At 59.7% G+C, this 12,559-nt stretch carries 14 protein-coding genes; 5 read left to right on the top strand and 9 right to left on the bottom strand.

Going from position 1 to position 12,559, the window contains the following annotated elements; genetic code table 11:
- Positions 1-2: 2 nt before the first annotated feature.
- Complete coding sequence (locus IEV54_RS05210) at positions 3-845, top strand: ABC transporter ATP-binding protein (RefSeq protein WP_150276281.1); 843 nt, start codon at positions 3-5, stop codon at positions 843-845.
- 107 nt (positions 846-952) lie between these two features.
- A complete protein-coding gene (locus IEV54_RS05205; RefSeq protein ID WP_150276280.1) occupies positions 953-1,282 on the top strand; it encodes a hypothetical protein in 330 nt (109 codons plus the stop codon).
- A 33-nt stretch (positions 1,283-1,315) separates the two neighbouring features.
- Here IEV54_RS05205 and IEV54_RS05200 read toward each other — a convergent pair whose 3' ends face one another.
- The 6 genes from IEV54_RS05200 to lptM are packed head-to-tail and all read right to left on the bottom strand — an operon-like array spanning position 1,316 to position 5,905.
- A complete protein-coding gene (locus tag IEV54_RS05200) occupies positions 1,316-2,014 on the bottom strand; it encodes an HAD family hydrolase (RefSeq protein ID WP_150276279.1) in 699 nt (232 codons plus the stop codon).
- On the bottom strand, positions 2,011-2,907 hold the full coding sequence (gene xerC, locus IEV54_RS05195; protein WP_150276705.1) for a tyrosine recombinase XerC: 897 nt from the start codon (positions 2,905-2,907) through the stop codon (positions 2,011-2,013). Before xerC ends, IEV54_RS05200 begins: the two co-directional genes overlap by 4 nt.
- Before the next feature lie 17 nt (positions 2,908-2,924).
- Positions 2,925-3,629, bottom strand: coding sequence for a DUF484 family protein (locus tag IEV54_RS05190; protein ID WP_150276278.1), 705 nt, complete (start codon positions 3,627-3,629; stop codon positions 2,925-2,927).
- Entirely contained in the window at positions 3,626-4,456 is an 831-nt protein-coding gene (gene dapF, locus IEV54_RS05185) for a diaminopimelate epimerase (protein ID WP_150276277.1), read from the bottom strand. Before dapF ends, IEV54_RS05190 begins: the two co-directional genes overlap by 4 nt.
- Position 4,457: 1 nt before the next feature.
- Positions 4,458-5,711 carry a diaminopimelate decarboxylase gene (lysA, locus tag IEV54_RS05180; RefSeq protein WP_150276276.1) on the bottom strand — a complete coding sequence of 418 codons (1,254 nt, stop codon included), beginning with the start codon at positions 5,709-5,711 and terminating at the stop codon, positions 4,458-4,460.
- 47 nt (positions 5,712-5,758) lie between these two features.
- On the bottom strand, positions 5,759-5,905 hold the full coding sequence (gene lptM, locus IEV54_RS05175) for an LPS translocon maturation chaperone LptM (protein ID WP_150276275.1): 147 nt from the start codon (positions 5,903-5,905) through the stop codon (positions 5,759-5,761).
- 102 nt (positions 5,906-6,007) lie between these two features.
- On the opposite strand from lptM, the gene cyaY reads away from it, so the two are divergent.
- Positions 6,008-6,346: an iron donor protein CyaY gene (gene cyaY / locus IEV54_RS05170; RefSeq protein WP_150276274.1), complete on the top strand. Its 339-nt coding sequence runs from the start codon at positions 6,008-6,010 to the stop codon at positions 6,344-6,346.
- Entirely contained in the window at positions 6,347-6,544 is a 198-nt protein-coding gene (locus IEV54_RS05165) for a DUF1289 domain-containing protein (protein ID WP_150276273.1), read from the top strand.
- Here the strand turns inward: IEV54_RS05165 and IEV54_RS05160 are convergent, their stop codons facing one another.
- A complete protein-coding gene (locus tag IEV54_RS05160) occupies positions 6,545-9,388 on the bottom strand; it encodes a class I adenylate cyclase (RefSeq protein ID WP_150276272.1) in 2,844 nt (947 codons plus the stop codon).
- A gap of 16 nt (positions 9,389-9,404) precedes the next feature.
- Positions 9,405-9,641 carry a TIGR02647 family protein gene (locus IEV54_RS05155; RefSeq protein ID WP_150276271.1) on the bottom strand — a complete coding sequence of 79 codons (237 nt, stop codon included), beginning with the start codon at positions 9,639-9,641 and terminating at the stop codon, positions 9,405-9,407.
- A gap of 215 nt (positions 9,642-9,856) precedes the next feature.
- On the opposite strand from IEV54_RS05155, the gene IEV54_RS05150 reads away from it, so the two are divergent.
- Entirely contained in the window at positions 9,857-10,516 is a 660-nt protein-coding gene (locus tag IEV54_RS05150; protein WP_150276270.1) for a glutathione S-transferase family protein, read from the top strand.
- Positions 10,517-10,561: 45 nt separating this feature from the next.
- Here the strand turns inward: IEV54_RS05150 and IEV54_RS05145 are convergent, their stop codons facing one another.
- A complete protein-coding gene (locus tag IEV54_RS05145; RefSeq protein WP_150276269.1) occupies positions 10,562-12,466 on the bottom strand; it encodes a beta-ketoacyl synthase in 1,905 nt (634 codons plus the stop codon).
- Positions 12,467-12,559 lie beyond the last annotated feature (93 nt).

Raw genomic sequence — 12,559 nt, 5'->3', positions numbered from 1 at the left:
CCATGGATCAGCCATGCATTCGTATCCGCGACGTAGGCAAGACCTTCGAAACCCGTGAGCAGAGCATCCAGGCACTCTCGGAGGTCAATCTCGACGTGCGGCCCAATGAGTTCATCACTTTTGTGGGTGCCTCCGGATGTGGCAAGTCGACGCTATTGCGCATTCTTGCCGGCTTGGAAACGCATAGCAGTGGCGAAATATTGCTGCATGACGAGCCTATCGATGGCCCCGGCGTAGACCGCGCGATGGTGTTTCAGCACTACAGCCTCTATCCCTGGTTAACGGTAATGCAGAACATTCGCTTCTGCCGCCAGCTCAAGGTGATTTCCGACACCGTCTACAGCCAGTCTGATGTTGAAACGGCGAGTGGGCGCGCCGATGCGCTGCTCAGTCTCATGGGACTGCAACCTTTTGCCGACGCTTATCCCAGCCAACTGTCGGGTGGCATGCAGCAGCGTGTGGCGATCGCCCGGGCGCTGATGCCGCGCCCGGATATCATGTTGATGGACGAGCCCTTTGGCGCCCTCGACGCTCAGACCCGGGAAGTCATGCATGACCTTATCCGGCATGTGCACCGGCTGGAAAAGAGCACCATTCTGTTCGTTACCCACGATGTCGAGGAGGCGATCTACCTGGGCAGCCGGATCGTATTGATGGCGCCGCGGCCTGGACGAATCGACAGTATCTACGAAGTCCCGTTGCCGACGGAGCGGCATCAGGACATGAAACTCGAACCTGAGTTCATCCGGCTCAAGCGAGAAATCCTGTCAAGAATTCGGGAAACTTCCGGAGTACAGACCGATCTTGAACAGCTGCAACGTTTGACCAGGGGCGCGCAGGCCTGAGCCGTGCTCGATTCTGGCAGCATGAAACAAAAAAACTTTGCGTCACCCCTAGCCAAATTCTGCCGTTAGGCTATAAATAGCGTGTTTTTTCCGTTGGAGTGGCTGTAATGAGTGACGACGATTTAGAGAATGACGAGATCGAGCGCGAGGATGACAGCGACGCCGACGATACCGATGATCTGCCAGTAGCCGATCATGATGATGGCGACGATGACGACAGTGATGCGCCCGTAGTCAAATCGCGCAAGAAGGCCGCGGCGCAGACTGACGCGCTGGAAGGTTTGTCACTTGAAGCCAAGGAACGTGAACGGGAAATGCTCGCCCGTCAGATGGAAGAGTTCATGGCACGCGGTGGCAAAATTCAGGAGGTGGGTGCCAACGTGGTGGCCGATCCACCGAAGAAGCCCGAAGGCAAGTACGGCAGCCGGCCCATCTGAGGTTCTGCCCCCGACTCCGGTGGGCAGCGACCGTCAGGGTTTATAGTTGGCCAACCAGGCAGGTATCTCGCTCAGGCATTGCACCTCGCCACTGGGCCGAGGCTGATCCGGCCAGTCCAGCATCAGGCGGTTGAACCACAGGGTGTGCAACCCCACTCCCTGTGCGCCCTGAATATCATCCACCGGATGATCGCCGATGTGTAGCGTGTTCTGGGGCTCGGCACCGGCCCGCTCCAGCGCATGCAAAAAAGGTGCGGGATCGGGCTTGCTCAAGCCGACTTCGTCGGCTGACACAATGACACTGAAGTAACGCTCCAGCCCCAAGCGGCGCACATCGGCATTGCCGTTGGAAATCGTTGCCAGTTGGTATTTACGGCTCAACTCGTCCAGCAACGCCTCCGCGTGCGGATAAAACTCCAGCGCGTGACGCGCCTCCAGAAACACCTCGAAGCCTCGCTCGGTCAACGCCTTCGCCTGCTCTTCGCCATAGCCCGCGCGCCGCAGCCCCAGTTCCATCACTGCCAGGCGAAACGCGGTTACCCGATGGCGCAGGTCTGGATCGGCTGCCAGCACGTCGTGACGCAGGGCCTTGCGTGCCTCGCTGTCGAGTTCCTGGGTGAACCGGGGAGCGTGCACGTCAAACCAGCGCAGCAGGGTTTCTTCGGCGGCCAGGACTACCGGCATGGTTTCCCACAGGGTGTTATCAAGATCGAAAGTCAGTAGTTGAATCATGTGTCGCTCGTCTTGCGCCTGGCGCGTGGATGGGCCTTGTCATACACCTCGGCCAGGTGCTGGAAATCCAGGTGGGTATAGATTTGCGTCGTGCCGATGTCCGCATGGCCAAGCAACTCCTGCACGGCTCGCAGGTCGCCCGAGGACTCCAGCACATGGCTGGCAAAGGAGTGACGCAGCATATGTGGATGCAGATTCTGTCCGATATTGGCCACACCCCAGCGGCGCACTCGCAACTGGATAGCGCGGGGTGTCAGGCGTCGGCCCCGTTGGCCGATGAACAGGGCCTGCTCGGTTGTGCTGCTCAACGTACGTACCTTGAGCCAGCGTTGCAGCGCTTCACGCGCCATACGCCCCACAGGTACCAGTCGCGTCTTGCTACCCTTGCCCAGAACCCGAACTTCGCCCTGCGCCAGATCGAGTTCGTGCATATCCAGCCCGGCCAGCTCCGAGAGGCGCAGTCCGGAGGAGTAGAACAGTTCGAGCATCGCGTGATCGCGTACCAGAAGCCAGTCGTCGTCGCTGTTGTCATCCAGTAGCTGGGCGGTGAGGTCCGCATCCAGAGCCCGTGGCAGCTTGCGCGCAGAGCGTGGCGCGCGTATGTCCAGCGCCGGGTTGTGCTTGCACAGCCGCTCGCGGATCAGATACTGGTAAAAGGTGCGCACGGCGCTGAGTAGACGCTGCAGGCTGCGTCCTGACAATCCGGCCTGGTGTCTCTGCGCAACGAACAGCCGCAGCCGTGCGCTGTCCATATCCGGCCAGCGCGTGCACTGCTGGGTATCGAGGAAATGACGCAGGCCTTCCAGATCATGTCGGTACGCTTCCAGGGTGCGCGGCGATAGCTGCCGCTCGCGCTGAAGGTGACCTAGAAAGGCCTCCAGTTCGGATTGCAGCGCGGCAGGATGCACCCTTACGACCTGACTTCGTCGGCAACCGGCCGTTGACGCAGTAGCACTCGAGCGAGGGCATCGGCGATATAGCCCAGAAACAGCGTGCCGGTGGCGTTGCGGTAATGGTTGATGTCCCGGCTACCGAGTGCCAGTACACCGTGCAGGCCCTGGTGCTGGATGGGCGCGATCGCGGTAGAGGCTACGTGGCTGGCCTGCTCACCGAACAGAAACGCCAATTCGTTGGGGCGCAACACGCCACTCAGGGTTTTGCCGCTATCGAGCAGATGGCCAATGGCATCACGGGCTTGCGCGTGGCTCACGGTACGGGCATTGGGGAAGCGCTGTGCTTCGCTGAACAGAATCAGGCTGACAAAGGGCACCTGAAAATCATCACGCAGGCTGTCCTCGATACTCGCAATCACCTGTTCCAGACTTTGCGCCTCCAGCAAGTCGAGGATCAGCCGGCGGCTCTTCTCGAAGAGGCGGTCATTCTCCCGGGCGACGTCCATCAACTGGCCGAGGCGGTGGCGCACGTCGATATTGCGTTCGCGCAGCAGTTTGACCTGGCGCTCGACCAGCGACACAGCCTGGCCGGACTGGTGGGGAATAATCAGATCCGGTAGCAATTCGTCGTATTCGGCAAAGAACGCCGGATGGTGACGTAGATACTCGGCGACCGTATGGGCGTCCAGCTGTTGCGTCGGGTGTGCAGGCTTGTCGGTCATAGGCGTATCTGTCCTTCGAAAACACGGGTGGCGGGGCCAGTCATCATCACCGGCTCACCGGGTCCGGCCCACTCGATCTGCAGTGTGCCGCCGGGCAGCTCGATGCTTACCGGAGATGTCAGGTGGCCCTGGCGGATCCCGGCGACTGCAGCAGCGCAGGCGCCAGTGCCGCAGGCACGGGTTTCGCCAACGCCTCTTTCGAATACTCGCAGGCGAGCACTATGACGGTCGATCAGTTGCATGAAACCCGCATTGACCCCGTTCGGAAAACGACTGTGGCGCTCGATAAGAGGCCCCAGGCGGTTCACCGGGTAAACGTTCAGGTCATCGACCAGCGTCACGCAGTGGGGGTTGCCCATGGATACCGCGGCTACCTGCAGGATCTGATCAGCAACGGCCAGCTCGTAGGAGATGGCTTCGCTTTGCGCCTGAAAGGGAATCTCTGCAGGCACAAACCGTGGCGGGCCCATGTTCACGGTTATCTGTCCGTCGTCTTGCACAATCAGTGCAATCGGCCCGCCAGCGGTCTCGACCCGGATATCGGTCTTGGCTGTCAGTCGCTTGTCCAGTACGAAGCGGGCAAAGCAGCGTGCGCCGTTACCGCACTGCTCCACTTCACTACCGTCGGCGTTGTAGATGCGGTAGCGGAAATCCATGTCCGGATCTCCCGGCGGCTCTACCACCAACAACTGGTCGAAACCGATACCGGTGTAGCGGTCACTCCATTGACGGATAAGCCGCGGGTTGAGCTGGGCATGCTGGGTGACCAGGTCAATGACCATGAAGTCGTTACCCAACCCGTGCATCTTGGTGAATCGCAGCAGCATCTCAGGCCTCGGGTAACAGGGATTCCCCAGCGAAGAGCTCGCTGAGGGTTTCACGGCGGCGGATCTGATGACACTGCCCGCCGTCAACCATGACCTCGGCGGCGCGCGGACGGGTATTGTAGTTCGAGCTCATCACAAAGCCGTAGGCCCCGGCCGAGCGTACGGCCAGCAGATCGCCCTCAGCCAGCGCCAGCTCACGGTCCTTGCCGAGAAAATCTCCGGTTTCGCAGACCGGACCGACTATGTCCCATTGCTGCGCCGCTACATCGCTACGTGGACGCACGGCATCGATACCCATCCAGGCGCTGTACAGCGCCGGGCGGATCAGGTCATTCATTGCCGCGTCGATAATCGCGAAGTTCTTGTGCTCGGTGGGCTTGAGCAGATTGACCCGGGTCAGCAGCACGCCGGCATTGGCGACGATGGAGCGGCCCGGTTCGAACAGCAACGTCAGATCACGGTCGCCCAGATGCGCCTTTACCTTGGCCAGATACTCGGCAGGCGTGGGCGGTGTTTCATCGCGATAGGTCACACCAAGTCCGCCGCCGAGGTCCAGATGCTGAATCTGTATGCCTTCTGCAGCCAGTTGATCGACCAGGGCAAGCAGGCGATCAAGGGCATCAACCAACGGCGTGTCGTCGGTCAGCTGGGACCCGATATGGCAGTCGATTCCCCGTACATCAATGTTCGGCAGCGCGGCTGCACGCCGGTAGACTTCGGGTGCGCGGGCAATATCGATACCGAACTTGTTTTCCTTCAGCCCGGTCGAGATGTACGGATGAGTCATCGCGTCTACATCGGGATTGACCCGCAGTGATACCGGTGCCTGTACACCCAGTTCTGCAGCAACGAGTTGCAGGCGCTCGAGTTCGGCGGTGGATTCCACATTGAAGCAGTGGATGCCTACTTCGAGGGCGCGGCGCATTTCTTCGGCGGTTTTGCCCAGGCCGGAAAAAACAATGCGTGAGGGCTCCCCGCCTGCCGCGAGTACGCGCTCCAGCTCGCCACCCGAGACAATGTCGAAACCTGCACCCAGGCGCGCGAGAATATTCAGCACGGCCAGATTGGAGTTGGCCTTGATGGCAAAGCAGACCAGGTGCGGTGTTCCTGCCAGAGCCTGGTCCCAGGCCAGCCAGGCCTGTTCTATTGCCTGGCGCGAGTAGACGAAACAGGGTGTGCCATGGCGTGTGGCAATATCGGACAATGGCAGGTCTTCGGCGTGCAGTTCGCCATTGCGGTAATCAAAAACGGTCATGTTATAAGCTTCGTTTGCGGGTCTACGGGAGGCGGAGGATGACTTTTTCAGCGCTCGGAAGGCTGCTGGATCATGGCTTCCTCGGATTCGTTGCGCGGCTCGTCGATTTTCTCGGCGGGCATATACAACGGGCCCTTCTGGCCACAGCCAGCAAGAACGAAGAGTGCAAACAGCACTGCAATGGAATACTTCATAATGAAATCCTTATTGAAAAACAGCCAATATACGGCAGTATACCCAGCCGCCCGGTCTGACGCATCCGAACCGGCGCTGGATGACCGGAGAAGAGAACAGGCATGCATGAATTGAGCGAAGAAGATTTCAACCGGCAGGTCGACCTGCTGCAGGACAGAATCGAATATGCGCTGGACGCGAGCGACCTGGATCTGGATATGGAGGTGATTGACGGATCACTGGTGCTGATCCTCGCCGAAGGTCCGCGCCTGGTGGTCGGCCGTCAGCCGGCTTCGCGGGAGATCTGGCTTACGGCGCCGGATGCGACCCGGCATTTTGGTTATTTTCCCGGCGAGGGCTGGCTCCACGACAGTGATGATGAGCCGCTGGAGCTGGTGCTGAGCCAGGTGCTCAATGACCTGACCGGTGAAGAGCTGGAACTGGATCTGGAGGAGGAATAGGTGCCAGTTGCCGGTCGTCAGCCATCCCCCTGTGTGCGCAAGTGTTGCCTCGATGGCGATCAATGCCTGGGTTGCGGGCGGCTGATGGCGGAAATCCTCGAGTGGGCAGCTGCCACCGATGAGCGTCAGTTGCAGATCATCACCGACGCAAAGAAACGTTTTGCCAGCCGCGCCGCCCGGCTTGGTTCGCCCCAGTAATCAGCTGCGCGCAATACCCATCGCCGCATTCAGCGCATCTTCGAGTCGTTGCCGATAACGCAGGTAATGGACAGTTTGCATGTTGCCGGCAGGATCGACTGCAGATAGGTCCAGGTCGGTTATATAGCATGGGTAGTCTTCCGTTCCGGCACGTTGATTGAGAATGTGCCGCGCTGCCGCGCTAAACAGGTCAGCGCCGTGATCGAGTTCGGAAAACTCCTTTTGCCCGCAAAAAATGCTTACCTTCAGGCTCTGGTCATCTCCGGGCTCGGCAATCGCCTGTACTGCGTAGTAATCGGTTTCAATACCCTGACCGGGGACCCGCTGGGCCTCGAGCCGTAACGGCAGACCCTCGGCGGCAGGGCGGATTGCATAGAGTGACAGGGGTTCTTCACGCAGGCTCAACTCGAGACTCTGGTTGATCTGTCTGCGCAGACGGATGCTATGCAGAAAGCGCAGCAATGGCAGCAGTAGGGTCTGCTCGTCACGGCACGCCTGCCGGATGCGCCACAGGGCGCCAAGCTCGTCGAGTACGCTTATCTCGGCCTGGCGATCCGGTAGAAGGCGATAGAACACCTGGATCTCGCCGCCTCGGGCCTGTTGGAGCATCAGGGCGGTATCGTGCCCCTGCAGTGCGAAGCGATCCAGTGCCAGGGCGCTATAGCTGGTCCGGCCACTGCCCAGATAGCGCATCAGTCGCTCGCGATCAGGCAGGCGGGTAATGTCGATCAGGCCCTCCTTGCGTTCGAGCACCTGGAAGCTGTTTTGTACCTGCAGCAGAAAACGCGATGGGGGCTCTGCTAGCAGTTGCCGGGTGGCGTCCTGAAACAGCTGTTCTACGCGTTCGGCAATCGCGCTGGAGCGGTTGCGGCAAAAACAGACTACCTGCAGATCCGGCCGGTGCTGATGTTCGTGTGCCTTGTTCAAATAATCGCACAGGGCCTGGATACAGGCCTGCTCACCCTCGAAGCGGCCGACCTGCAGCTCGTTCCAGCTATTGAGCGTGACCTGGTCGATACTCAGAATCAGATTGTCGCGCAGCCCCGAGTAACCCAGGGCGTCGGTATGGCTGCTGATCAGATGCACGTTCTTCTGGCTGGTGACCGGCAGCGGGTCGAGCCCCACATTCACCAGCAGTAGAGCCTGGCACGGTTGGCTGGGGCGTGATAACGCGGTTTCGGTCAGAACCGGCAGAGGCTGCGGGAAATGTTGGCGCAGACTCGCCAGCAGGTTACTCAGCTCGAACTCGCTCAGCGCGCTGTCACCAGGATGTACCGCGATGCGCGTGGCCGCATCGACCAGACCGTTGCGGTGTGCCCAGGCGAGCAACTCAACCAGATGTCGGGTGTACTTGAGCGGGGCGTGATCAGTCAGTTCTGGCTGACTCAGGGTGCCTCGGTACAGATGCCAGCTGCTCTGCTCCGGCTCCCCGCTGGTGCGTTGCGCCAGGGTCAGCAAGGGTTCACTGAGGTCGGGGGCGATACCCGGGTTGATGACTTCGATCTTGCCCGCCTTGCGTTCGAAAGCGGCGTATAGCCTGCGGCCGAGCAGGGAAAGGTCACGACTGTTGACCTGGTTTATCACGCCATTGCTGCGTCCGAACTGGGACAGAAAGCGATAGCTGTGAGTCAGCTCACTGACCAGTTGCTGGCGTTCGCGCGTCACTTCGCCCACACGCCATACCTGACGATTGTCCATCTGCTGCAGCTGCCGTGTGTCCCAGTGCCATTCGCGCACCAGCTTTTCCATCAGGCTGCGCTTCCAGCCCAAAGTGCCGGTGCGTCGGCTCAGGCGGACGTCGGCCTTGATATACAGACACCGGCGTACCAGTTCGAGGCGTTCGGTTTCCTGCCGCTTGAGCAGATAGCGTTCGATTCGTCGGTAAAGCATGACATAGGGATCCAGTTCATCCAGATCCAGATGGTTGGCATAGACGGCATGCTTGAAATCCAGGCTCAAACAGCGCACCTCGGGGTGTTCGCTTGCGTAAACCTCGGTCAGCAGCAGCTTCAACACGGATTTGTAAGGTGATTCGATGCCCTTGAACAGTTGCCAGAGGCCGGCTCCGACGTACTCACCAGCCGGAATTCGTGCCATATGTCCCAGATCCAGGCTTTCCTGTGCGCGGATAAAGCGTTTTTCGATCAATTGGCGGGTGAAATCGGCGTAGTGCTTTTCTTCATAGTCTGGCACCAGCCACCATAGTGGATAGCGACCCCCCAGCAGGATGGCGGTGCGATAGAACTCATCCAGCAAGAGGTAGTGCTGGGTGCTGCCGCAGTCCTCGACACTCAGGGCGTTGTCACGGTCACCCAGACTGAAGGTCGCTGGGTTGACCAGATGAAAGTGCGCTTCGCAGCTCTGGGTGGCGGCCCAGTCAGTGATCAGTTGGCATTTCGCTGCCAGCTCGGCGATGGCTCCGGCTGCCAGGTGCGGCGCGTGGCAGACCCAGATATCCAGGTCGCTCTGGTCGGACTGAGCGATGGTTCCGCCGCTACCCATCAGATACAGCGACTGGATGTCACCGGTGAATCCGGCCGGATGCCGGCGATAGCTGAAGCTGCGGGTCAATGCCTGGGCGACTTGCAGTACATTGGAATCAGGAACGTAGCTGGCAAGGCCGTGGGGAGTGGAACGCGAAACATAACCCGGTAAAAGTGGATGATTGACGTCGAACAGCAGGGGAATGACTTGCAGAACGTTGTACTGGCGCGCCGGTAACGCCTGCAGCACACGTTGCAGGCGGCTTCGGTTGATACCCGTGAAGCGGTTACGCAGGGTGGTCAGGGCCTTGCGGTCAATGCCCTCGGCTATCTGCGGCTGAATTTCTCCACTCAGGGCCATGATTTTCGGTCTGTTATCAATCGGCGCGCAGGATGGTAAGCAATGCCTGGCTGTGCTCTGCTGCATCCAGACCCAGACTGGTCAGGTAGCCGCCATCGGGCTGAGTGGTAAGTCCCCGGGCATGCAGCCGTTCGGCAGCAGCGACTACCTCTTGTGTAGCCTCATGCCGATGGATTTTCAGGCCCTCGAGGGAGCTGGCCAGGTTGAATTGGTTAAGCAGGTTGATTTCGGTGATTTCGTCGGGTTTCAGCATTGGGCGCTACCTCTTCTATGGATTCGGTTTCTCGATGTTCAGTATTCAGTCTAGCCCCAAAAGGCTGTGAAAAGCATAGGCAATATTCGTTGTTGTAGGTCATTGCATCGCCACTGCGTGCGCATTCACCCAGCTTATGCCACTGGATATTTTGTCCCCCCGGCGCTACAACAGTGGCACAGAAAAATAACACCCACTCTGCAGGAGACTATTTCATGCTCAAACTTCACGGATTTGCCGTCAGCAACTATTTCAACATGGTCAAGCTGGCGCTGTTGGAGAAAGGCGTCGATTTTGAAGTGAACGTGGTGCACCCCAGCCAGGATGAAGCGTTTCTGGCGATCAGCCCGCGCGGCAAGGTGCCGGCCCTGGAAACCGAGCACGGCCTGGTCAGCGAAACCAATGTGATCCTCGAATACATTGAAGAGACCCAGGGCGGCAAGCCGCTGCTGCCGAAGGATGCCTTCGAGCGCGCAACAGTGCGGGCGCTGACCAAGGAAATCGAATTGTATATAGAGCTGCCCGCCCGTAGCTGCTACGCGGAAGTGTTTTTTGGTGGCAAGGTCGATCAGCAGGTGAAGGACAAAGCCAAGACCGATCTTCTGGCGGGTGTTGCAGCGCTCAAGCGCCACGCCAAGTTTGCTCCCTACGTGGCAGGCAGCGAGATGACCATTGCCGACCTGATGTTCATCTACAGCATCGACCTGGCCAGCGCTGTGGCAAAGAAGTTGTTTGACCTGGATCTGTTGGCTGATCTGCCGGAAGCCCGGGCGCTGCAGGCCAAGCTGGCCGAGAACCCGAATGTGCAGAAAATCGAGGCAGACAAGAACGCCGAGATGGCAGCATTTATCGCCGCCGCCCGCGCGAAACGCTGATGGTACTGCTCATCCCCGGCAGGTCCGGGGATGAGATCCCCCCTGTCAGAGCATGTCCTTGAAGCGGTCATCGGTGCGAAATACCAGTGGCTGACTGAAGCCGGGAATGCGTATCTGCGCATCACTCAGCTCTATCTGGCTGTCGTCAATCATGTTCTGGCCAAAGTTATAGATGACGTCCAGCTGCCCCTTGAGTGCTTTCCCGTCGTAGGCGCTGGCCGCTGCACGCGTGTCTTCACGGCGTTTGCAGTAGTCGGTAAATGCGGCATCGCCGTAACGCTTTTTCAGCATCCGCTCGACCACGCTGGGCGCCAGCACCACACAGCTGGCGTTGTTGCCGCCGAAGCCCTTGGAATTGATAAAGCAGACCTCCAGCGGATCGGTGGTGCGTTTGATATCGCTGGTGCTGATGCGCAAATGCTCGCGGTGTACATCGTCGGCCACCGCATCGATGGTCTTGATGCCCGGAATAATCTGGTATTTGAAGCTGCCCAGCGCGGAAGCCATCTGGTCGGCGCTGGCACTGGCCAACGAATGCCCAACATAAGCCTTCACAGCGGTGAGCGGCAGGTCACCGATATCGAACGCACCAGCTACCCGGTCCAGCAGCTCGGACTCGGTCACCCGGTTCGCCGGCGTGCTGGAGCCGTGGGCGTGGACGAAGCTGCGCTTGCGCACCCCTTCTTCACCGACGATCTGCATCGCACTGAAAATCGCTTTGGACATGGTCAGATAGTTGCCAGGCCCGGGTGCAGAAATGGACTTCTTGAAGCCATCAGCATTGATGAACACATCGGGCACCGCGCCATGGATGTCTGCGCCCAACTGCATGGCCAACTCATCATCCATCAGCAGGAAGAACTGCGCCGACTCGGCCAGAGTAAAGCCGCAGTTATGACTGAAGGGACGGCTGGCCCGGCGGAAGTCGACGTCGGGTTTGCCTTCGATATTGCGCAGCCCGTCTTCGGTCGCCAGGGCGCCCATCGCGCCATAGCCCTCAATGCACTCCTGGGTAACCGGCGCCTCGCCATTACCTACCAGCACCACGCGGGCGCGGCCGCTGGTAATCATTTCGGTGCCTTTCTGCAGGTTGTACAAAAAGCTCGCACAGGCGCCGGTAATTGCGCCGGTGGTGCCTACGCTGCCCAGGATGTAGGCGTTGATAAAGTCCGCCGGCATGCTGTTGAGCCCCAGTGCCAGCTGCTTGGCGCTGACCCGGTTGCCCTTCAGCCGCGACTGCATGAGCCCACCGAAGCTGTTCTCGTCGAGCTGGCTCATTGCGCTACTGGCAAAGACTGCAATTTCATCGGGTTGTACGCTGTCGACGATGGTCTGCCAGGGCAGGCCGCTGGAGCGCAGGGCATCGGTTGCGGCCACAATGGTCATCTGTAGCCCGCGCGGGTGAAAGCGTGAAGCGTAGTGCTCGGAGGGCTCGAAGCCGCAGGGCAGTTGACCGGCAGACTTCACTGGCAGCGAGCGATAGCTGTCCACCTTGATGTCACAGCCGTCATAGACGGTCACCATCACCTCGGTGTCATTCAACGGCTCAATGACCCAGTCGGTAGGTAGCGGCTCGGGCAGCTGCTTGGCCAGGGTGATGAAGGAAAAGGGTTTGCCGGCTTCACCGGTAATGGTCAGGTTCTTCTGCCAGTGGGCGGCATCCACATCCAGATGGCGTTTTTCAATCCGCCGCACGAGCGTGCCCTGCAGAATCTGCTCGCCAAAGCGGGCCTCGATATCAGCGGGCGTAAGTGGCTGGTCGTCGGCATCCAGATACTGGTCGTTCTCGACCCGCACCAGTTTCATCAAAACCGCCAGACCGGCAAGGGTCTCCTGACGCTCGTCGACGGGCAGGGATTCGATCACCGTGCGGCGAAACCCATGGTGGAAGGAACTGCGACCGGCGGCGTTGTAGCCACCAAAACCGACTATGACCGGCAAACGCGACATCTGGCATGACTCCTGACAGGTACCAGGCGCCCGTGCCCACCAGCGGTGGGCAGCTCTGGCAGCTTCTTGCCAACCAGGGCGCTGGAGTGTTCT

Origin of the sequence: Halopseudomonas salina, assembly GCF_014637955.1 — a bacterium.
In the GTDB taxonomy this organism is placed as follows: Bacteria; Pseudomonadota; Gammaproteobacteria; order Pseudomonadales; family Pseudomonadaceae; genus Halopseudomonas; species Halopseudomonas salina.
This window is presented reverse-complemented; position numbering and strand designations above follow the sequence as displayed.